Raw genomic sequence first — 21,718 nt, 5'->3', positions numbered from 1 at the left:
TGCCATCCGGGTAGGGGGTAAGGCGGGCGCCCGCCATGGTGGCCGGCGCCGCCGGTCACCCCGTCCACACCCAGCTTTTTGCTCATCAACACCAACAAAAATCATCATTTCGCCTCTGGCGGTGTGTCAGCAGAATGTCTCCATTCCAGCTCACGCGACAGCACGAACGTCGCACTGAGCCGCACTTCAGAAGGAGACAGCCGTGGCAGTCGAAACAACCTCAATCGATACGCTCGTCGTCGGCGCCGGGCAGGCCGGCGTGGCCATGAGCGAGCACCTGGGCAAGCTGGGCGTGCCGCATCTCGTGCTGGAGCGCAGCCGCATCGCCGAACGCTGGCGCACGGGGCGCTGGGATTCGCTGGTCGCGAACGGCCCCGCGTGGCACGACCGCTTCCCGGGGCTCGAATTCGACGGCGTCGATCCCGATGCGTTCGCGTCGAAAGACCAGGTCGCGGACTACTTCGAAGCGTATGCGCGCAAATTCAACGCGCCGATCCGCACCGGCGTCGAGGTGAAGCGGGTCGTGCGCAATACGGGCAAGCCGGGTTTCGTCGTCGAGACGTCCGACGGCACGTTCGAGGTGAATCGCGTGGTCGTCGCGACTGGGCCGTTCCAGCGCCCGGTGATACCACCGATCGCGCCGGACGATGCGCGTCTCGCGCAGCTCCATTCCGCCGACTATCGCAACCCGGGCCAGCTCCCGGAGGGCGCGGTGCTGGTGGTTGGCGCGGGTTCGTCGGGCGTGCAGATCGCCGACGAACTGCAGCGCGCGGGCCGGCAGGTGTACCTGTCGGTCGGCCCGCACGATCGCCCGCCGCGCGCATATCGCGGCCGCGACTTCTGCTGGTGGCTCGGCGTGCTCGGCGAGTGGGACAAGGAAGTCGCAACGCCGGGCCGCGAACACGTGACGATCGCGGTGAGCGGTGCGCGCGGCGGCCATACGGTCGATTTCCGCAAGCTCGCGAACCAGGGCGTGACGCTCGTCGGGCTGACGAAGTCGTTCGACGGCGGCGTGGTCACATTCGAACGCGATCTCGCGATCAATCTCGCGCGCGGCGACGACAATTACCTGTCGCTGCTCGACGCGGCAGACGCCTACGCGGCGCGCAACGGCCTCGACCTGCCGGAAGAACCCGAAGCCCGCCACATCCTGCCGGACCCCGACTGCGTCGCGCACCCGATCCTCGCGCTCGACCTCGCCGGCGCGGGCGTCACGTCGATTATCTGGGCGACGGGCTATGCGGTCGACTACGGCTGGCTGAAGGTCGACGCGTTCGCCGACAACGGCAAGCCGCAGCACCAGCGCGGCGTGTCGAAGGAGCCGGGCATCTATTTCCTCGGTCTGCCGTGGCTGTCGCGGCGCGGCTCCAGCTTCATCTGGGGCGTGTGGCACGACGCGCGGCACATCGCCGATCACATCGCGACGCAGCGCACCTACCTCGAATACCACGACGCGTCGCAGCGCCGCTCGACATCGCGCCCGGAGCAGGACGGCGCCGCGGCGCACGCCGACGCGCAGCCGCTTGCCGACACGGTGAACTGACCGAACACCTGCTGCCTGCCGCACCGCGTTCGCGTCCGGTGCGGCGGCGTGACCATTGACGACTGAAGGATTTCGATGAACCAACCCACCCATACCCGTATCCGCATGTTCAACACGAAGGATACCTATCCGAACCAGACGCTCGACAACGACCTGTGCCAGGCCGTGCGCGCCGGCAACACCGTCTACGTGCGCGGCCAGGTCGGCACCGATTTCGACGGCAACCTGATCGGCCTCGGCGATCCGCGCGCGCAGGCCGGGCAGGCGATGCAGAACGTCAAGCAGTTGCTGGAGGAAGCCGGCAGCGATCTCACGCATATCGTGAAGACGACGACCTACCTGATCGACCCGCGTTATCGCGAGCCCGTGTACCAGGAAGTCGGCAAGTGGCTGAAGGGCGTCTATCCGATCTCGACGGGGCTCGTCGTGTCCGCGCTCGGCCAGCCGCAGTGGCTGATGGAGATCGACGTGATCGCGGTGATCCCGGACAACTGGCAGCCGAACCGCGCATAGGAGGCGACATGACTTTCTCCATTGTCGGGCGCTGCCCGGAGACGGGCCAGCTCGGGATCGCGATCAGCTCGTCGAGCATTGCGGTGGGCGCGCGCTGCCCGTGGGTGCGCGCGGGCGTGGGCGCGGTCGCGACGCAGAACATCACGCTGCCGGCGCTCGGCCCGCAGATTCTCGACCTGATCGAGCACGACCAGCTCGCGCCCGCCGCGGCGCTCGATCGCGCGCTCAGCGCGAACGGCTGGAGCCAGTACCGGCAGGTCACGGTGATCGACGGGCAAGGGCAGACGGCGTGTTTCACCGGCAAGGAAGCGCTCGGCACGCATCACGCGGTGCGTGGCGAGCAATGCGTGGCGGCCGGCAACCTGCTGGCCGCGCCGGCCGTGATCGATGCGATGGCGCGTGCCTTCGAACAGGCGCCCGGCCTGCTCGCGGATCGCCTGCTGGCCGCGATGCACGCGGCCATCGCAGCCGGCGGCGAGGCGGGGCCGGTTCATTCGGCTGCGCTGAAGGTGGCCGGCGATCTGACCTGGCCGCTGGTCGATCTGCGTGTCGACTGGGCCAATGCCGACCCGATCGGGCAGCTCGGTGCGCTGTGGCGCGCGTATCGGCCGCAGATGCAGGATTACCAGACACGCGCGCTGAACCCGACCGCCGCACCGAGCTACGGAGTGCCGGGCGATGAGTGATCCGTCGAGCCGCGCGCTGCTCGAACGGCTGATCGGTTTCGCGACGGTCAGCCGCGATTCGAATCTCGAGATGATCGAGTTCATCCGCGACTATCTCGCGGGCTTCGGCGTATCGAGCGAACTGTTCTACAACGCGGAACGCACGAAGGCGAGCCTGTACGCGACAATCGGGCCGCGCGATCGCGGCGGCATCGCGCTGTCGGGCCATACCGACGTAGTGCCGGTCGACGGGCAGGCGTGGACGGTCGAGCCATTCCGGCTGACCGAGCGCGACGGCCGCCTGTACGGCCGCGGCACGGCCGACATGAAGGGTTTCATCGCGTCGGTGCTTGCGGCCGTACCGAAGATCGTCGCACAGCCGCTGAGCCTGCCCGTGCATCTCGCGTTCTCATACGACGAGGAGGTCGGCTGTCTCGGCGTGCGGCCGATGCTCGCGGAACTGGCCGCGCGCGAGCACCGGCCGCGCCTGTGCCTGATCGGCGAGCCGACCGAACTGAAACCGGTGCTCGGTCACAAGGGCAAGCTCGCGATGCGCTGCCACGTGAAGGGCGCCGCGTGCCACTCGGCGTACGCGCCGTCGGGTGTCAACGCGATCGACTATGCGGCGAAGCTGATCGGCCGGCTCGGCGAGATCGGCGCGGCGCTCGCGCGGCCCGAACGGCACGACAGCCGCTTCGATCCGCCGTTCTCGACCGTGCAGACGGGGCTGATCAAGGGCGGCCGCGCGCTGAACATCGTGCCGGCCGAATGCGAGTTCGATTTCGAGGTGCGTGCGCTGCCGGACTTCGATGCGCACGACGTGCCGAGGAAGCTGCAGGACTATGCGGAATCCGAACTGTTGCCGAAAATGCGCGCGGTGCAGCCCGATACCGATATCCGGCTGCAGCCGCTGGGCGCATACCCGGGGCTCGCGACCGGGCCGGACAGCGAAGCCGCGCGCCTGCTCGCGATGCTGAGCGGGTCCGATGCGTTCGGCACGGTGGCGTTCGGTACCGAGGGCGGGCTGTTCGGGCAGGCGGGCATTCCGACCGTGGTGTGCGGGCCCGGCAGCATGGACCAGGGGCACAAGCCCGACGAGTTCGTCACGCTCGAACAGCTGCACGGATGCGACGCGATGCTGGGCCGTCTGGTCGCGCATCTTTCCGCGGTCGCCTGAACGGGCGGCCGATACTGCTGACACGCACGCGCCCGTCCTGCGGCACGTGCGTCTTCTGCTTCGTTATCGCGCCGATTCCGCGACGATCTGCGCGAGCCGCTCGCGACAGAAATCGACGAACGACTGCGCCTGCTTGGTGAGCTGCCCGCGTTTCAGGCGCGCGCTCACGAGCCCGGACGGGCTCACCGTTTCGCTGAGGCCGATCGTCACGACGCGCTGGCCGTCGTACGTGTATTCGGAATGCGGGCGCGTGACGAGCAGCGAGAAGCCGAACCCCTGGCCGACCATCCCGCGCACCATCTCGATCGACGGGGAGCCGAACACGATGTTCGGCGTCAGCCCGAGTTCATGAAACAGGCTGACGAAATACGTGCGGCTCGGCTGCACGTCGAGCAGGATCATCGGCTCGACGCAAAGATCGCGCAACGACACGTGCGGCTGGCCCGCGAACCGGTGGTTCTCCGGCAGCAGCACATACGGCTGCTGCGGCGGCATCAGCGGCTCGGTTTCGATCGTGCCGTCGAGATCGTGGTCGTACATCAGCGCGAGATCGAACGTGCCGGACGTCAGGCCCTGCACGAGTTCCTGCTGGTCGCCGTCGCGCAGCCGGATGTTGACGCCCGGGTAGCGCTCGCGAAATCCCGCGATCAATTGCGGCAGATAGAGCGGCGCGACCGTCTCGAAGCAGCCGATGTCGATCTGCCCGGTGATCACGTCGTTGTCGGCGAGCGCGTTCTGTTCGAATTCGTGCGCGATGCGCAGCAGCTCCTGCGCTTTCCGGTAGAAGCGCGTGCCGCTCGGCGTCAGCGATACGCCCTGCGCGTGATGGCGGATGAACAGCTTTACGCCGAAGCTTTCCTCGAGCCCCTTGATCGCGCTGGAGATCGACGGCTGCGCGATGAAGAGCTGACGCGACGCCTCGGCGACGCTGCCGGATTCGACCGTCGTCACGAAGTATTTCAGTTGCCGCAAAGTGTAGTGAGCCACAGGCACCTCTGATACACGGCCCCCCGGCGTGTCGCGGCGGGGCGCATTCTGTCCATTGTTTCGCGTAGCACCTTACCTGAAGAAGCCGCAGGCCGAAATTTCCGCTGCAGAGCTTTTTCGTATGTCCCGGAAATATTTTTAGTATTTTCCGGCCCCGGCGCGCGTGGCGCACCATCGTCTCCAATCCGGATCGCAACGAGGCCGCACACGTGCCGGCGGGGCAGGTCATCCGTCCCCGCGTGCCGCGCATGGTCCGCTTCGGTCGGCACCGCCGCGCGTGCACGCGACGCGTCGTCGCTCGCGTATCCGGACCCGATTGCAGGCGCGCACCCCAACGCGCGCCGGCTGAAACGGCAAGCGCGCATCGCCGCGCAGGACAGGAGACTTCACCATGACGAACGTGGACCGCAACGCGTCCCCGATGATAGAGAAACACACGATCGGCTACGTGCCGCCAGCGGAACGCCACGGCAAGGTGCGCGACCTGTTCACGCTCTGGTTCGGCGGCAACATCGCGCCGCTGCCGATCGTGACCGGTGCGCTCGGCGTGCAGCTGTTCCACCTGAACCTGATGTGGGGCATCGTCGCGATCGTCGTCGGCCAGGCGGTCGGCGGCGTGCTGATGGCGCTGCATTCCGCGCAGGGGCCGCAGATGGGCATCCCGCAGATGATCCAGAGCCGCGCGCAGTTCGGTTCGTGGGGCGCGCTGCTCGTCACGGTGATCGCGGCCGTGATGTATGTCGGCTTCTTCGCGTCGAACATCGTGCTCGCCGGCAAGTCGGTGCACGGAATTGCGTCGTCGGTGCCGGTGCCCGTCGGCATCGTGATCGGCGCGGTCGGCTCGGGGCTGATCGGCATCGTCGGCTACCGGTTCATCCATATCCTGAACCGCATCGGCACGTGGGTGCTCGGCATCGGAATCCTGGTCGGCTTCTGGATGATCCTCACGCACGTGACGACCGACGATTTCCTGACGCGCGGCGGCTTCGACTTCGCGGGCTGGCTCGCGACGGTATCGCTGTCGGCGTTGTGGCAGATCGCGTTCGCGCCGTACGTGTCGGACTATTCGCGCTACCTGCCGGAAGATGTCGGCGTCGCGTCGACGTTCTGGGCGACTTACCTCGGCTGCACGATCGGCTCGACGCTCGCGTTCATCTTCGGCGCGGTCGCGGTGCTCGCGGTACCGGCCGGCGCGGACACGATGGATGCGGTCAAGCAGGCGACCGGCCCGCTCGGCCCGCTGATGCTCGTGCTGTTCCTGCTGAGCGTGATCAGCCACAACGCGCTGAACCTGTACGGCGCGGTGCTCGCGGTGATCACGTCGGTGCAGACGTTCGCCTACAAGTGGATTCCGACCGCAAGGACGCGCGCGGTGGTATCGGTCGTGATCTTCGTTGCATGCTGCTACGCGGCGATCGGCGCGTCGACGAACTTCGTCGGCAACCTCGTCGATCTCGTGCTCGCGCTGCTGGTCGTGCTGGTGCCATGGACGGCGATCAACCTGATCGACTTCTACGTGATCCACAAGGGCAAGTACGACATCAAGTCGATCTTCATGGCGGACGGCGGCATCTATGGCCGTTTCAATCCGCAGGCGCTGCTCGCGTATGCGATCGGCATCCTCGTGCAGATTCCGTTCATGAACACGCCGATGTATGCGGGCCCGATTCCCGCGCATCTCGGCGGCGCGGACCTGTCGTGGCTCGTGGGGCTGCTGCTGACGTCGCCGCTGTACTACTGGCTCGCGTCGCGCGACAGCGCGTATCGGCGCCGGCAGGGCGGCGCGCATCTGCCGCCGACGGCAGCGCAGTAAGCGGGGCGCCATTCGCAGCGGAGAATGAAGAGCGGGGCCACCGCATCGGTGGCGATGCGGCGGCCCGTGGAAGCGTTTCGATATGACGAGGGCAGACTCGCGGCCGGTGATGCGCCGCAAGCCTGCCCGCGCATTACGCGACCGCCGAGCGCGCGACGCGCACCGGCACCGACTTGTACGACGGCGTACCGCTTTCCTTGTCGATGTAGTCGAGCGGCACGAGCACGTTCGCTTCCGGGTAGTACGCGCCGACCGAACCCGGCGCGATGTCGTACTCGATCGCGGTGATCTTCTCGAGACGCAGCGTCCGGCCCGACGCGGTGATCGTCTCGATGTCGACGAGGTCGCCGTGTTCGAGCCCGTACTTCGCGAGATCCGCCGGGTTCATGAACAGCACGTCGCGTCGTCCGAACACGCCGCGATAGCGGTCGTCGAGCCCGTAGATCGTAGTGTTGTACTGGTCGTGGCTGCGCAGCGTGATCAGCCGCAGCACATGCTCGCCGCCGAGCACTTCCGCGTCTTCCGCGACGCCCTTGTACACCGAGAACATCGCCTTGCCGGTCGCCGTGGGCCACACGCGCTCGGTGGGCGGCAGCGGCAGCCTGAAGCCGCCCGGCGTGCGGATGCGCTCGTTGAACGCCTCGAAGCCGGACACCGTGCGGTCGATCAGGTCGCGAATACGGTCATAGTCGGCGATCAGGTCGAGCCATGCGACCTTGCTGTTCGGCAGCGTCGCATGCGCGATCCCCGCGACGATCGCGGGCTCCGAGCGCAACTGGTCGGACGCGGGCTTGAGCTTGCCGGCCGACGCGTGGACCATCGACATCGAATCCTCGACCGTGATCGATTGCCGGCCGCTCGCCTGCATGTCGAGCTCGGTGCGGCCGAGCACGGGCAGGATGAAGGTTTCCTTCCCGACCAGCAGGTGCGAACGGTTCAGCTTCGTGCCGAGGTGCACGCTCAGGTCGAGCTTCGCCATCGCCGGGAACGACAGCTCGGGATCGGGCAGCGCGACCGCGAAGTTGCCGCCGAGGCACAGCAGCGCCTTCGCGCTGCCGTCGACCATCGCCTGCATCGCCTGCACGGCGTCATGCCCGTGATGGGCGGGCGGCGTGAAGCCGCACACTTCCTCGATCTTCTTCAGGAACTCGGCCGACGGCTTCTCGGTGATGCCGACCGTGCGGTTGCCCTGTACGTTCGAATGGCCGCGCAGCGGGCAGATGCCTGCGCCGGGCTTGCCGATGTTGCCGCGCATCAGCAGCAGGTCGGCGATCAGGCGTACGGTTGCCGTGCCCTTGTTGTGCTGCGTGACGCCCATCCCGTACGTGACGATCGTCGCGTTCGACTTCGCGTAGGCGAGCGCGACCTGTTCGAGCTGCGCCTGGCTGAGGCCGCTCGCGCGCTCGATGTCGTCCCACGACGTGACCTGCAGGTCGGCCGAGAATGCGTCGAAGCCGTTGGTGTGCTGCGCGATGAAGTCGCGGTCGAGCACGTCGCCGCGCTCGGCTTCGAGCTGCAGCAGCGCCTTCATGATGCCCTTCAGCGCGGCTGCGTCGCCGCCCGCGTCGAGCTGGTAGTACGTCGACGCGATGCGCGTCGAGCCGAACGACGCCATCTCGATCATGTCCTGCGGATCCGCGAAGCGTTCGAGCGCGCGTTCGCGCAGCGGATTGAACACGATGATCGGCACGTTGCGCCGCGAGCATTCGTGCAGCGTGCCCATCATCCGCGGGTGGTTCGTGCCGGGGTTGTGGCCGATCGAGATGATCAGCTCGCAGTGGTCGAAATCCTCCAGCGACACGGTGCCCTTGCCGATGCCGATCGACTGCGGCAGGCCGACGCTGGTCGGCTCGTGGCACATGTTCGAGCAGTCGGGGAAGTTGTTGGTGCCGAGTTCGCGCGCGAACAACTGGTACAGGTACGCGGCTTCGTTCGATGCGCGGCCCGACGTGTAGAACTCGACCTGCTCGGGCGGCAGCGCGCGCAGCACGTCGCCGATGCGCGCGAACGCGTCGTCCCATTCGATCGCGCGGAACGTGTCGGTCGCGCGATCGTAGACGAGCGGATGCGTGAGCCGGCCCATGTTCTCCAGTTCGTAGTCCGACATGCGCAGCAGCGACGACACCGTGTTCGCCGCGAAGAACTCGGGCGTCACGCGCTTGGTCGTCGCTTCCCAGGTGACGGCCTTCGCGCCGTTCTCGCAGAACTGGAACGTCGACTTGTGTTCCTTGTCGGGCCACGCGCAGCCGGGGCAGTCGAAACCATCGGGCTGGTTGGTCCGCATCAGCACGATCGGCGCCTCGATGGTTTCCATCTGCGTGCGCACGGCCTCGGCTGTTGCGCGAAGCGCGCCCCAACCGCCGGCGGGCCCATCGTACTTCCTGATGCCTGGCACTTCGCGTCGATTTGTCATGAGAGTCTCCATGAGCCCGGCCCGGTGCGGGCGGCTCGGGTTGTGCCGTGTCGCGGCGTGGTGCGGCTCCGTCCGTCGGACGGAGCCGGTCATGCGTGCCCCGGGCTGCAGGGCAGGCGGGGTTTCAGTGCGCGTCCTTCTTCGCGCCGGACGACTTCCTGGCCGACGATTTCGCGGCGGGCGGCGGCAGCGCGTCGGCGGGTGCTTCGCTATCCTTCGCTTCGCCGGACGCGTTGGCGGCCGCCTTGCTGTTCGGCTTCGCCTTGCCGTCGGCGTCCTGCTTCGCGTCCTTCGTATCCTTCGCTTCAGGCGCGGCGAGCTGGTTGAACGTCACTTCGTCGCTGTCCTTGTCGTAGTCGACCTCGACGCGGTCGCCGGACTTCAGCCGGTCGGCGAGGATCTCCTTCGCGAGCTTCGTCTCGATGGTCTGGCGGATCTGGCGCTTCAGCTCGCGCGCGCCGAACTCCGGCTGGTAGCCGGCTTCGGTCAGGTGCTCGACGAGCGCATCGCCCATCACGAGCGTGATGTCCTGCGCTGCGGCCGTGCGCACCACGCGGTCGAGCTGGATCTGCACGATCGCGCGGATGTTGTCCTTCGACAGCGCGTGGAACACGATCACCTCGTCGATCCGGTTCAGGAACTCGGGGCGGAAATGGCCCTTCAGCACCTGCATCAGTTCGTCGCGGATCGCCTTGTCGGTCTTGCGCGCGGCTTCCGGCTGCGTCAGGTTGTCCATGATGATCGCGGCGCCGAGGTTGCTCGTCGCGATGATGATCGTGTTGCTGAAGTCGACCACGCGGCCCTTGCCGTCGGTCAGGCGGCCGTCGTCGAACACCTGCAGCAGCACGTTGTAGACGTCCGGGTGCGCCTTCTCGATCTCGTCGAGCAGGATCACGCTGTACGGGCGGCGCCGCACGCGCTCGGTGAGCTGGCCGCCTTCGTCGTAGCCGACGTAGCCGGGCGGCGCGCCGATCAGCCGCGCGACCGCGTGCCGTTCCATGTACTCGGACATGTCGATGCGGATGATCGCCTGCTCGTCGCCGAACACGGTCTCCGCCAGCGCCTTCGCGAGCTCGGTCTTGCCGACACCCGTCGGCCCGAGGAACAGGAACGTCGCGATCGGCCGGTGCGTCTGGCCGAGCCCCGCGCGCGACAGCCGCACCGCATCGCTGACGGCCACCACCGCGTCGCTCTGGCCGACCACACGCTCGCGCAACTGCTCTTCCATCTTCAGCAGCTTCTGGCGCTCCTCCTGCGTGAGTTCGGATACCGGAATGCCGGTCAGGCGCGACACGACTTCGGCGACCGATTCGATCGTCACCTCGAGCGTTTCGGAGCCGGTCTTGCGCTGCCACGCCTCCATCTTTTCATCGACCGTCTTCTGCTTCGCGTTGATCTGCTCCTCGAACTGCTTCGCTTCGTCGAAGCGCTTGCGCGACGTCGCGTAGTCCTGCTCGCGCTTCAGTTGCGCGATCTGCGCTTCGCCTTCCTGGATGTCGACCGGGCGCGACGTCGCACCGATCCGCACGCGCGCGGCGGCCTGGTCGATCAGGTCGATCGCCTTGTCGGGCAGGAAGCGCGACGTGATGTAGCGGTCGGCGAATTCCGCGGCCGCGACGAACGCGTCGTCGGCGAACGTCACCTGGTGGTGTGCCTCGAGGCTGTCGCGCAGCCCGCGCAGGATCACGATCGTCTGCTCGACGCTCGGCTCCGGCACGAACACCGGCTGGAAGCGCCGTTCGAGCGCGGCGTCCTTCTCGATGTACTTCTGGTATTCGTTGAGGGTCGTCGCGCCGATCAGGCTCAGCTCGCCGCGCGCGAGCGCGGGCTTCAGCACATTCGCGATGTCGAGGCCGCCTTCGCCGCCGCCCTGGCCCGCGCCGACGATCGTATGCAACTCGTCGATGAACAGGATCAGTTCGTCCTGCTTAGCGGTCACTTCGTCGATCAACTGCTTCGCGCGCTCCTCGAATTCGCCGCGATACTTGGCGCCGGCCACCATCGAGTTGATGTTGACCTCGACGAGCCGCTTGTTGCGCAGCACCTCGGGCACGTCGCCGTTGACGATCCGCTGCGCGAGCCCTTCGACGATCGCCGTCTTGCCGACGCCCGGCTCGCCGATCAGCACCGGGTTGTTCTTCTTGCGGCGCGCGAGCACTTCGATCGTGCTTTCGATTTCCTGCGCGCGGCCGAGTACGGGGTCGAGCTTGCCCTGGCGCGCGATCGCGGTGAGGTCGCGGCCGAACTTGTCGAGATTCGGCGTGCCGGTCGGTGCGTCGACGCGGCCGTCCTCGGCGCCCTTGCCGACCACTTTCACGACCTTCTGGCGCAGCGCCTCGGGCGTCACGCCGTATTTCTTCAGCAGCGTGCCGGCGATGCTGTCCGGCACCGATGCGAGCCCGATCAGCAGGTGCTCGGGGCCGATATACGAGTGGCCGAGATCGCGCGACGCCTGGAACGCGTATTGCACGGCCTTCTTCACGCGCGGCGAGATCGACAGCTTGTCGAGCGGCGCGTCGGGGGCGGCCGTGCCGGTGTGCGCATGCTCGTCGATATACGACTTGATGTCCTGCGGCGACAGCTTCAGTTCCTTCAGCAGCGCGGCGCACACGTCGGTGTCCGCGAGCGCGTAGAGCAGGTGTTCGGTGTCGAGCTCGCTGCGGCGCAGCTCGTGCGCCTTCTCGGCCGCACGCTGCAGCAGTTCGAGCGTTTGTTCGCTGAACGCGTCGGTCGGATCGACCGATTCGCGCGGAATCTCGGCGGCGAGCGGCGATTCGTCACCGGGCTCGCCGAACAGCGACGACGAGCCGCCGCCGCCCAGCAGCGAATCGAACGGGTTCAGCATGCTCTGATGCCGCATCAGCTGACGGAAGTGGTAATCGCAAATCGAGATCGTCTTGCGCTCGCCGTCCTGCATCACGGTTGCGCGCGCGACGGCCGGCCGGGCGTGGCAGATATCGCAAAGTGCGGGCATGGTGGTCTGGCTCCTGTCGGTGAAGGTGGGTCGAACGGGGACGTCCCGATGCGGTGCGACGCTCGCGCGTCCCGACCGCGACCGCACGACGCGCGGCGCGGCGGTGCGCGTGCTGCGCCGACGCTGCCGCGCAGCGCGCGCTGGCGTATCACACGGTCGCGGTCGGGGCGGGAAGCGCGAGTGCTGCGAGGAGCCCACGGCATCGCTTCGACTGCGTTCAAAATAGCGAATCGGCGGGGGCCATCCAAGACACAGTTCCACGCCGGACCGACCGCGAATTGCACCCTCACATGCGCGCGTGCACGGAGGGCAAGGAGTACAGACGGGCGCGCACGCGGCGGCACGGGCGTGCGCGGCGAGCGCCGCGTGCGGTGACTTGGGGCAGGGAGGAACGGAACGCGAACGGATCGCGGTGCGACATCGGCGCGCAGCGCGCTGGTCGCCGGCAAACGGATCGCGATGCGGGTGGACTCGCGCGGCAGCAGTGCCGCAGTGCGAGCGCGCGCGCCGGTGGCGTGCGCGAACCGGTTATGGCCGGCCACGCGCGCACCGCAGCCGATGCGCGCGTAGCGGCCGAAGGAGAGGTCGGATTGCACGGTGCGGGCCTGACATGGCACCGACCGTGGCGAGCCGCGATCAGTCGGACAGTTTCATCGCGAGCCGCTGCCGGGCGATCTGCTTCACGTCCGTCGACAGTGCCGCATTCGGCAGACCATTGGCCCAGACGGAGAACGAATCCTCGATCAGGTTGCGCGTGTCGGGCCGCAACTCGGCCAGCATCAGCGACACGACGGTAAACAGCACGGCGGAATCGCCGGCCTGGCTGCCCGCGTTCGCGTCGACCGTCTTCTTCAGGCTGTCGACCGACGCTTGCAGTGCCTGCAGTGCATCATTCGTATCGCTCATGACATCCTCCATGCAAGATGGGTTCGATCGGCGACGAACATGCGGCCGGCAGCGCGGCAGGTCGCGCGCGACGCCCGGGCGGGCAGCGCGCGCAGGCAACCGCTGTCAGGCCGCCGGATTGCCCTGCGGCGCCACGGCCACCGATGCTTCGCTCGTCAGCATCAGGAACGTGAACGTCTCGCGCAGGTACAGGCGGACGGCCTTGTCGGTATGGCTCGTGTAGCCGATCGATACGTCTTCCCCGAGGTGCAACGCGTAATCGCCGCCGCGCATCGACAGCACGCAGCCGCCGCTGAGCGCCGGTGCCCAGATGATTTCGCCGCTGACGATCCGCTTGATGTGGCCGAGGACCGGATAACCCTGGTCGCGCGCCTCGCTGAGCGCGGTATACGCGTCCGAGCCGAGCACCACCGAGTACGGGCCGTCGACGCCGGCGAGCCGTAGCGCTTCGAGCGCGTCGCTGATCGCATCCGGGTACGCGGCGACGTCTGCCGGCAGCGTGAGCTTGCGGTTCGACGTGCCTTCGCGGACGCCGACGATGCCGGCAGCCGGATAGCCGTCGAAAATCGCGTTGTCCTCGGCGAACGCGAGCCGCTGCGCGGCCTCCTTCGCCGGTTGCCAGTCCGCATCGCGCGCGCCGCGCTCGACGCTGTCGATTGCATCGCGGCCCAACTCGAACGGCACCGTCAGCTCGACGATCGTGCGGACTTCTCGCAGCCGCGCGTTCACGTGCTCGCGCGGCGCGTCGACCTCCACCAGGTGCCCGGTGCCCACGGCCGACAGCTCGGGGCCCTCGGGGCCGTCGACGTCGACGACGCGGCGGCCGGCCACCGATCGTTTGAAGGTGCGCGCCACTTCCTCCTCGATTTGTTCCCAGGCGGACGACGAGATCGGGGCGAGTTCGCGGTGCAGGTTATTCATAGGCTTGGGTTCCTTTCAGCGAGCCGATTTTCAGCGAGCCGTCGCGCTGCGGCGCGGACGACGAGGATTCCGGTTGCGCGGCGTCGGCGGCCGGTGCCGCGCGATCGGCGAGCGCTTCGAGCAGGTCGGCCGACGGCACGAAGAACAGCGAGCCGGTGACCGCGCGGCTGTAGTCGAGCAGGCGGTCGTAGTTGCCGGGCGGGCGGCCGACGAACATGTTCTCGAGCATCTGCTCGATCGGCGCCGGCGAACGCGCATAGCCGATGAAATAGGTGCCGAATTCGCCGGCGCCCGGGCGCCCGAACGGCATGTTGTCGCGCAGGATCTTCACTTCCTGGCCGTTCTCGTCGAGCGTGGTCAGCGAGCTGTGCGAACACGACGGCTTCACGTCCGGCGCGAGCTCGATGTCGGACAGCTTGGTGCGGCCGATGATGCGCTCCTGCGTCTCGACCGCGAGCGCGTTCCAGCCCGCCATGTCGTGCAGGTACTTCTGCACGATCACGTAGCTGCCGCCCGCGAAGGCCGCGTCTTCGTCGCCGATCACCGTGAAGTCGACCGCCTCGCGGCCCTCGGGGTTCTCGGTGCCATCGACGAAGCCGATCATCGCGCGCTGGTCGAAATTGCGGAAGCCGTGCACCTCGTCGACGACCGTGACTGCGCTGCCGAGTGCGCCGAGCAGTTGCGTCGCCAGTTCGAAGCACAGGTCCATCGCTTCGGCGCGGATGTGCAGCAGGATGTCGCCAGGCGTCGCGACCGCGACGCGCTGCCCCGCGCCGAACTCGCGGAACGGATGCAGCGACGCGGGGCGCGGGTCGCCGAACAGCGCATCCCACGCGTCGGCGCCGAAACTGCACACGCATGTCAGGTTGCCGCCCGGCACGCGCTTGCCGACCGAGCGCACGAGCGCGGCGATGTCGCCGCACCATGAACGGATCGTGTCGGCGTGATCGGCACCGGGATTGATCGTCGCCACGAGGAAGATCGCGCTGCGCGTGATCGTGCTGTGAACGGCCTGGGAGAGTGGGGGAGGTGTCTGCATCGCGGCCTGCCGGTCAGTCATGTCGGGACGGACGGGCCGCGGCTACCGCGGCGCGCGAAGGCGAACGGTTGAACTGTGTCATGCGACTGTTCTCTTTGTGACATGCGGATGAAGGACGTTGCGCGGGCATCGCGCAACGGGCCGCAGCAGCGGCGGCCGGCCGCCCGGCGCGTGACCTGCGCGCACCGCGTAACGTCGTCGAGCATGCAATCTAGCAGCTTCGACGGGTGTTTGGAACACGTATCGGCAATCTGTCATTCGAATGGATCAAACGGGGCCGGATTTTGCGCGGTGGCCGCGCAGCTGTACTCCTGGCATGCGCGGCGCTGTGCTCTTGAGCGTGCGTGTCGCGTGCAGTAGATTAGGTCCCGCTGCGCCGCCGACGAGGAGCGTCACCATGAACCTGCTGGAAGCGATGCGTGTTTATGTCGCGGTGGTCGAGCATGGCGGCCTGTCCGGCGCCGCGTCCGAACTGAAGCTCGGCGACGCGCAGGTCAGCGAGCGGATCGACGGTCTCGAACGGTATCTCGGCTGCCGGCTGCTGGTGTGCCGCGAGCACGACGACGTGGCATGTACCGATGCGGGCGTCGCGTTTCACGTGTGCTGCCGCCGAACGTTGTCCGCGGTCGAGCAGGCGACCGGCGCGACCGGCGCGGCCGGTGCGGCTCGCACGCCGGTGCCGGATGCGCTCGATGTCGCACATCGCAGTGCGCATTGCACCGATTTCCCGCCGCCCGGCACCGCTCAACCATCGTCGCACCGACTGTCACTTTGAATACGTCTACCGTTTCCTGTTCGCCGTCCGAGCGCATCCGACGCCGTTTCGGCTATTTCCTTCACGCGGCCGAACTGGCCGGGCTGATCGTGATCGGGCTCGCGACCGCGTTCGCGATGACGCAGGAAGCGTGGAAGGTCGTGCTCGCGGGCGAGGTGTCGCTGACTGACCTGCTGCTCATGTTCTTGTATCTGGAAGTGCTCGCGATGAACGTGCGTTACCTGCGGCTCGGCCGGCTGCCGGTGCGGTTTCCTCTGTTCATTGCGATGACGTCGCTCGCGCGCGACCTGATCCTGCGCGGCGCGACCGACAGCCCGGAGCGGATGCTGATGACGACGTTGGGGATCGTGCTGCTCGCGGTAGGCGTGCTGATCCTGAGTTTCGGCCAGCATCGTTTCCCGGCCGATGTCGACGATGTCGAAGAGGACGCGCATGTGGGCCGGTGACGCGCGAACGATATGCACCATGTCTCTACGGGAGGGGCAGAATGAGCACGCATTCCGCCAAAACGAAGGAGGCGACCGAATTGCAGCAAGCGTCGTCGGATGCCTACCGGCTGGCGCGCGATGTGCGTGACGCCGATACGGCGCGCACACGTTCGCCGTCCGTCGTCGCGATGCAACTGGCGGCCGCGCAAGCGTATGTCGATGCGGCTCGCGCACGTGAAGCGGCAACCGGCGTCTGAATTGAACACCGGGTTGCCCGCGCACCGCGCGTGCGCGGCCCCGGACCGTCGTGCGATGCGGTGTGCGAAGCGGTGTGCGAAGCGGTGTGCGGCGGCAGCACATGTCCATCTACACGAGAGAGGTGTCGCATGACCAGGCAACTGATCGTCGCGGTGTTCGGCAACGTCGACACGGCCCGCCAGGCCGCGAACGATTTCGACGCGCTGTCGGAGAAGAATGAAGGATTCCACATCGAGAACGGCGTCGTCGTCGAGAAGGACGCGGCCGGCAAGCTCGCGGTGCTCGATGCCGAATCGCGGCCGTTCAAGGGCGGCGTGATCGGCGCAATCGCGGGCGGCCTGCTCGGCCTGCTCGCCGGGCCGCTCGGCTTTATCACCGGCATCGCGGCGGGCGCGGGCGCTGGCATTCTCGCGGAAGCGGCCGGCAACGCGCTGCTCGACGGCACGTTCGTCGAGACGGTGGCCACGCGGCTCATGCCCGGCAGCGTGGCGATCATTCTCGAGGCGAAGGAAGCCACGCCGTTCTCGGTCGACAACGTCGTGACGGGATTCGGCGGCAAGGTCTTCCGCCAGTCGCTCGACTGAGTGCCGCTTTCCAACCGCAGCGGGAGAACAGCATGCGCATCGATCAATCGTACCGGCGCTTCGACATCGCGGCGGCGCTGTCGCCGCTTCCCGGCAACCGCGCGATCGTGACCGTCGACGTGACGACCGCCGATCCGGCCCGCATCGCCGATCTCGGCACGGGCTACTTCCTGCAGATCCGCAAGTGGGTCGAGTCGAACGACGTCGCGCAGCTGACGGTGGTGTTCGACGAGTGCAAGGTCGCGATCGATCACTACGCGGACAATGTCGACGACGTGTGAGTCCGCAGGATCCCGCGCATTGCCGGGCCATGCGCGCGTCGTGCGATCGTCGGCTGACGGCAATCAGAAATACAAAGTGCCGGGCGAATGGCTGCCGCGCGGAAGCCCGGTTAAGCCACGGCTGCGTGTTGCGCCGCAACGTTGCTGACGTTCTACGCCGGTCATGGACCGCGTACAGGCTACAGTCGGTGTTTGCGTGCGCTGCGGGGCGTCTGTACCTGTTCTTTTCATGAGGGACGCCGATAATGGGATCGTTACCTGACTCTGCGGGAGCGACGTCATGTCCGGAAGCGACTCCTCGTCTTCACCCCCCGATCTCGCGCAGGGCATCGCGCTCGACGACATCGCCGACGGCGCGATGATCGAGGGCCACGTCGGCGAAGCAGCGGTGCTGCTCGTGCGCCGCGCCGACGAACTGTTTGCGGTGGGCGCGCACTGCCCGCACTACGGCGCGCCGCTGGCCGACGGCCTGCTGGTCGGCGACACGATCCGCTGCCCGTGGCACCACGCGGCGTTCTGCCTGCGCACCGGCGAGCTGTTGCGCACGCCGGCGCTCGACGGATTACCGTGCTGGCGCGTCGAACGCCGCGATGGCCGCGCCGTCGTGCTCGATGCGCGGCCGGCCGCCGTGCCGCCGGTGCTGAATACGGCCGGGTTGCCCGCATCGGTCGTGATCGTCGGCGGCGGCGCGGCTGCGATCGCAGCCGCCGTGACGCTGCGGCAGGAAGGCTATCCGCATCCCGTCACGCTGCTGAGCGCCGATCGCGATCCGCCGTACGACCGGCCGAATCTGTCGAAGGACTATCTCGCGGGCACGGCCGACGCCGACTGGCTGCCGCTGCGCGCGCCGTCCTTCTACAGCGATCATCAAATCGACTTGCGGTGCGACACGCGTGTCGCACGGATCGATCCCGCGCAGCATGCGGTCGAGCTGGCCGACGGCAGCCGCGTCGGATACGGCGCGCTGCTGCTTGCAACGGGCGCCGAACCGAACCGGTTGACCCTGCCCGGTGCCGACTTGCCGCACGTATGCGTGCTCCGTTCGCGCGCCGACTCCGATGCGCTGATCGGCAAGCTGAAAACGGCGCGCCGTTGCGTCGTGATCGGCGCGAGCTTCATCGGTCTCGAAGTGGCCGCCGCGTCGCGCACGCGCGGGCTCGACGTGCATGTCGTCGAGCCCGACGCGAAACCGATGGCGCGCGTGCTCGGCGAAGCGCTCGGCGACACGATCAAGGCGCTGCACGAAGCGCATGGCGTCGTGTTCCATCTCGGCGCAACGCCCGCTCAGATCGCACCGGACAGCGTGACGCTGTCGACCGGCGATATGCTGCCGGCCGATGTCGTGGTGGTCGGCATCGGCGTCCGTCCGAACGTCGCGCTCGCGCAGGACGCCGGTCTTGCCGTCGAGCGCGGCGTGACGGTCGACCGCTTCCTGCAGACGAGTGCACCCGACATCTACGCAGCCGGCGATATCGCGCGCTGGCCCGATCCGCTGACGGGCGAGCGCATTCGCGTCGAGCACTGGGTCGTCGCCGAGCGGCAGGGCATCGTCGCGGCGCGCAACATGCTCGGGCAGCAGCGGCCGTTCGACGCGGTGCCGTTCTTCTGGAGCCAGCATTACGACATGACGATCAACTATGTCGGGCATGCGGAGCGGTGGGATCGCGTCGAGATCGACGGCGATCTCGGCGCGCACGACTGCTCGATCGCGTACTGGCGCGGCGACACGCGGCTCGCGGTCGCGACGATCGGCCGCGATCTCGCCAGCCTGAACGCGGAAGCGGCATTCGAGGGGCAGATTGCCGCCGCGTGACAGCGGCCCGGCGACCTGATTCGAACCGGGAGGAACAATGAATCCCGATGTCCGTGCACGATTCGAAACCGAGTTCGCGCCGCGCATCGCGGCGCGCCTGCTCGGCCTGTACCGGACCGGCGAAGTGAAGGTCGATGTCGTGCCGCACGACGGGCAGGGCAGCCCGACCTGCGTCGACGTGATCGGCCTCACGTCGAGCGTCGGCTTGCCGAACCCGCTGAACGCGCGGCTCGCGCGGCGCGACGATGCGATCGACGATCTGCTGGCCGAGCCCGACCGCAGCCGCTTCGACCGCTATCTCGCGGCGCTGCCGGTCACGATCGAACGATGGCAGATGGAATTGCCGGTCGACTTCAGCACGCGGACCCAGCGCGACCGCGAGATCCTGATCGGCGATCTGGATTTCGATGCGTGATCGCGTCGTGCCGTTCGCGCGTGACGGGTGGACGGCGATCCGGACGATTCAGGGCCGCGCGGCGATTTCATCGAGATGCCACAGCAGATCCGCCGGATCGTCGTACACGCGCAGCGCGCCAGCGCGTTCCAGTTCGTCGCTGCCGTATCCGCCCGACAGCAGCCCGACGCCGAGCGCGCGGCAGCGGCTGGCGGCGAGCATGTCCCAGATGCTGTCGCCGACGACCACGGTGTGTTCGATCGGCACGTTCAGTTGCGCGGCCGCGGTCAGGAACAGGTCGGGGTCCGGTTTCGCGTACTTGACCTGGTCGCGCGTGACGACGACGTTCTTCGCCGGATCGACGCCGAGCGCCTCGAGATTGATGGCGGCGGTTTCCATCCGCCCGCTGGTGGCGATCGCCCAGCGGATGCCGGCGCTCGACAGCGCGGCCACCAGTTCGCGCGCGCCCGGCAGCGGCCGAACCTGCGCGCGCAGCCGCTGGTACGCGGCCGCATGCAGCCGGGCGAGCCGTTCGACGCGCTCGGCGTCGATGTCGCCCGCCGTCTCGCGCAGCAGCTGGTTCAGGAAGAGGCCGCCGCTCATCCCGATCTTGCGGTGGATGCGCCATACCGACAGTTCGATGCCCTCGGCATCGAGCGCTTCCTTCCACGCGAGCACGTGCTGATAGACGCTGTCGACGAGCGTGCCGTCGAGATCGAACAGAAAAGACGTTTCAATGCGCATGTGAATCTCCTGGCCCGATCGGGTTCGGGCGAATCGTCGGTGAAAATCCTGTCGACACATTATCGGCGCACGGCCATGTCATGGCGATGTCCCGTGGCCGCAACGTGCGGTGAAGCGTCAAGCGCCGCTGGTACAATCGCGGCGATGCGCCGGGCCGGGTTTTCCGCGCCGTGCGCACCCCCAACCCTCGTCTCGTCGATTCCAGGTATGGCAACACTGGACGCCGTCAGTTCCAGGCATGCGTGGTGGGGCGTATTGGCCCTGGCACTCACTGCCTTCATCTTCAATACCACCGAGTTCGTGCCCGTCGCGCTGCTCAGCGCGATCGGCGACAGCCTGCACATGCAGCCGACCGACGTCGGCCTGATGCTGACGATCTATGCGTGGGCCGTTGCCGTCGTGTCGCTGCCGCTGACGCTGGTCACGCGTCACGTCGAGCGCCGCAGGCTGCTGGTCGGGGCGCTGCTGGTGTTCATCGTCAGCCACATCGTCACCGGTGTCGCGTGGAATTTCGCGGTGCTGATGGTCGGCCGGCTGGGCATCGCGTGCGCGCACGCGGTGTTCTGGTCGATTTCCGTCCCGCTGGCCGTGCGGCTCGCGCCGAGCGACCGCAAAAGCCGCGCGCTGAGCATGCTGGCGATGGGTACGTCGATCGCGATGGTCGCCGGCATTCCGCTCGGGCGCGTGATCGGCGAGGCGTTCGGCTGGCGCGTCACGTTCCTGATCATCGCGGGCGCGGCAGGCATTGCGTTGCTGCTGCTGCGCGCGACGTTACCCGAGCTCCCGAGCCAGGGCGCCGGATCCCTCAGCAGCATCGGCGTCTTCTTGCGCAAGCCGGCGCTGGTGGCGCTGTACGCGATCACCGTGCTCGTCGTGTCCGCGCACTTCACGTCGTACACGTACATCGAGCCCTTCGTCCAGAGCGTGAACCACGCGAGCAACAGCCGGATCACGTATGTGCTGATCCTGTTCGGCATCGCCGGCATGCCGGCCGCGATCTGCTTCAACCGCGTCTATCCGCACCAGCCGGACAAGTTCCTGCTGGCGTCGATCGTCGCGTTGTCGGGCTGCCTGCTGATCCTGTTCCCGTGCGCGCTGAACATCGTCACGCTATCCGTGCATACGCTGGTCTGGGGCGGGGCGATCGTCTGTTTCGGTCTCGCGATGCAGGCGTGGGTGCTGAAGCTGGCGCCGGAGGGGACCGACCTGGCCGTGTCGATCTTCTCGGGCCTGTACAACGTCGGCATCGGCGCCGGCGCGCTGCTCGGCAACCATATCGCGGGCGACTTCGGGCTGCCGTGGGTCGGCACCTTCGGCGGCGTGGTCGGCGCGTTGGCGGTAGGGATCGCATGGCTCGCGTTGCGCCTGCACGCGAAACGGGCAGCGGCGCATCCAGCGCCGGCCTCCGGTCTGCACTGAAGGCGGCGGCGACCCGACGCGTTCGGTGCCCGTGCCAACCGGATCGAGCGATCCGACCGCGCGCAGTCAGT

General features: G+C 67.7%; 20 protein-coding genes. 13 read left to right on the top strand and 7 right to left on the bottom strand.

What is annotated here, in order from left to right:
- The first annotated feature begins 202 nt into the window (after window positions 1-202).
- From LXM88_RS04075 to argE, 4 genes are all read left to right on the top strand, one after another.
- Window positions 203-1,543, top strand: coding sequence for a flavin-containing monooxygenase (locus LXM88_RS04075; RefSeq protein WP_262530680.1), 1,341 nt, complete (start codon window positions 203-205; stop codon window positions 1,541-1,543).
- A 75-nt stretch (window positions 1,544-1,618) separates the two neighbouring features.
- Window positions 1,619-2,056, top strand: a complete 438-nt coding sequence (locus LXM88_RS04070; protein WP_262530677.1) for a RidA family protein — start codon at window positions 1,619-1,621, stop codon at window positions 2,054-2,056.
- A gap of 8 nt (window positions 2,057-2,064) precedes the next feature.
- Window positions 2,065-2,742: a DUF1028 domain-containing protein gene (locus LXM88_RS04065; protein WP_262530675.1), complete on the top strand. Its 678-nt coding sequence runs from the start codon at window positions 2,065-2,067 to the stop codon at window positions 2,740-2,742.
- Window positions 2,735-3,898: an acetylornithine deacetylase gene (argE, locus tag LXM88_RS04060; protein ID WP_262530673.1), complete on the top strand. Its 1,164-nt coding sequence runs from the start codon at window positions 2,735-2,737 to the stop codon at window positions 3,896-3,898. The genes LXM88_RS04065 and argE overlap by 8 nt, the downstream gene beginning before the upstream one ends.
- Before the next feature lie 63 nt (window positions 3,899-3,961).
- On the opposite strand, the gene LXM88_RS04055 is transcribed toward argE, so the two are convergent.
- Window positions 3,962-4,885, bottom strand: a complete 924-nt coding sequence (locus tag LXM88_RS04055) for a LysR substrate-binding domain-containing protein (protein ID WP_096475924.1) — start codon at window positions 4,883-4,885, stop codon at window positions 3,962-3,964.
- A gap of 391 nt (window positions 4,886-5,276) precedes the next feature.
- Here LXM88_RS04055 and LXM88_RS04050 point away from each other — a divergent pair, with 391 nt between their 5' ends.
- The gene (locus LXM88_RS04050; protein WP_262530670.1) at window positions 5,277-6,698 is read left to right on the top strand and encodes a purine-cytosine permease family protein; all 1,422 of its coding nucleotides are present in this window, start codon (window positions 5,277-5,279) and stop codon (window positions 6,696-6,698) included.
- A gap of 133 nt (window positions 6,699-6,831) precedes the next feature.
- Here LXM88_RS04050 and LXM88_RS04045 read toward each other — a convergent pair whose 3' ends face one another.
- From LXM88_RS04045 to LXM88_RS04025, 5 genes are all read right to left on the bottom strand, one after another.
- Complete coding sequence (locus LXM88_RS04045) at window positions 6,832-9,111, bottom strand: FdhF/YdeP family oxidoreductase (protein WP_262530668.1); 2,280 nt, start codon at window positions 9,109-9,111, stop codon at window positions 6,832-6,834.
- A 124-nt stretch (window positions 9,112-9,235) separates the two neighbouring features.
- Window positions 9,236-12,085 carry an ATP-dependent Clp protease ATP-binding subunit gene (locus LXM88_RS04040; protein ID WP_262530665.1) on the bottom strand — a complete coding sequence of 950 codons (2,850 nt, stop codon included), beginning with the start codon at window positions 12,083-12,085 and terminating at the stop codon, window positions 9,236-9,238.
- Window positions 12,086-12,721: 636 nt separating this feature from the next.
- The gene (locus LXM88_RS04035) at window positions 12,722-12,991 is read right to left on the bottom strand and encodes a hypothetical protein (protein WP_262530664.1); all 270 of its coding nucleotides are present in this window, start codon (window positions 12,989-12,991) and stop codon (window positions 12,722-12,724) included.
- Between the two features lie 105 nt (window positions 12,992-13,096).
- A complete protein-coding gene (locus LXM88_RS04030) occupies window positions 13,097-13,912 on the bottom strand; it encodes a family 1 encapsulin nanocompartment shell protein (RefSeq protein WP_262530661.1) in 816 nt (271 codons plus the stop codon).
- Window positions 13,905-14,972, bottom strand: coding sequence for a Dyp-type peroxidase (locus LXM88_RS04025; protein ID WP_262530659.1), 1,068 nt, complete (start codon window positions 14,970-14,972; stop codon window positions 13,905-13,907). The genes LXM88_RS04030 and LXM88_RS04025 overlap by 8 nt, the downstream gene beginning before the upstream one ends.
- Window positions 14,973-15,348: 376 nt before the next feature.
- Between LXM88_RS04025 and LXM88_RS04020 the strand changes: the two genes are divergently transcribed.
- From LXM88_RS04020 to LXM88_RS03990, 7 genes are all read left to right on the top strand, one after another.
- Window positions 15,349-15,726: a helix-turn-helix domain-containing protein gene (locus tag LXM88_RS04020; RefSeq protein ID WP_262530658.1), complete on the top strand. Its 378-nt coding sequence runs from the start codon at window positions 15,349-15,351 to the stop codon at window positions 15,724-15,726.
- Window positions 15,723-16,172: a phosphate-starvation-inducible protein PsiE gene (locus LXM88_RS04015; RefSeq protein WP_262530657.1), complete on the top strand. Its 450-nt coding sequence runs from the start codon at window positions 15,723-15,725 to the stop codon at window positions 16,170-16,172. Before LXM88_RS04020 ends, LXM88_RS04015 begins: the two co-directional genes overlap by 4 nt.
- A gap of 41 nt (window positions 16,173-16,213) precedes the next feature.
- A complete protein-coding gene (locus tag LXM88_RS04010; RefSeq protein WP_262530655.1) occupies window positions 16,214-16,411 on the top strand; it encodes a hypothetical protein in 198 nt (65 codons plus the stop codon).
- 129 nt (window positions 16,412-16,540) lie between these two features.
- On the top strand, window positions 16,541-16,996 hold the full coding sequence (locus LXM88_RS04005; RefSeq protein ID WP_262530654.1) for a DUF1269 domain-containing protein: 456 nt from the start codon (window positions 16,541-16,543) through the stop codon (window positions 16,994-16,996).
- 32 nt (window positions 16,997-17,028) lie between these two features.
- Complete coding sequence (locus tag LXM88_RS04000; protein ID WP_262530653.1) at window positions 17,029-17,277, top strand: hypothetical protein; 249 nt, start codon at window positions 17,029-17,031, stop codon at window positions 17,275-17,277.
- A gap of 280 nt (window positions 17,278-17,557) precedes the next feature.
- Entirely contained in the window at window positions 17,558-19,090 is a 1,533-nt protein-coding gene (locus tag LXM88_RS03995; protein ID WP_262530652.1) for an FAD-dependent oxidoreductase, read from the top strand.
- 37 nt (window positions 19,091-19,127) lie between these two features.
- Window positions 19,128-19,505 (top strand): DUF5594 family protein, encoded by a 378-nt coding sequence (locus tag LXM88_RS03990; RefSeq protein ID WP_262530651.1) that lies wholly within the window; start codon window positions 19,128-19,130, stop codon window positions 19,503-19,505.
- A gap of 48 nt (window positions 19,506-19,553) precedes the next feature.
- Here the strand turns inward: LXM88_RS03990 and LXM88_RS03985 are convergent, their stop codons facing one another.
- Complete coding sequence (locus tag LXM88_RS03985; RefSeq protein WP_262530650.1) at window positions 19,554-20,228, bottom strand: HAD family hydrolase; 675 nt, start codon at window positions 20,226-20,228, stop codon at window positions 19,554-19,556.
- 207 nt (window positions 20,229-20,435) lie between these two features.
- On the opposite strand from LXM88_RS03985, the gene LXM88_RS03980 reads away from it, so the two are divergent.
- Window positions 20,436-21,647, top strand: coding sequence for a sugar transporter (locus LXM88_RS03980; protein WP_262530649.1), 1,212 nt, complete (start codon window positions 20,436-20,438; stop codon window positions 21,645-21,647).
- Window positions 21,648-21,718: the final 71 nt, after the last annotated feature.

This window comes from Burkholderia sp. S-53 (genome assembly GCF_025560745.1).
Lineage (GTDB): Bacteria > Pseudomonadota > Gammaproteobacteria > Burkholderiales > Burkholderiaceae > Burkholderia > Burkholderia pyrrocinia.
The sequence above is the reverse complement of the archived record's forward strand: the minus strand, read 5'-3'. Positions and strand labels throughout refer to the sequence as shown.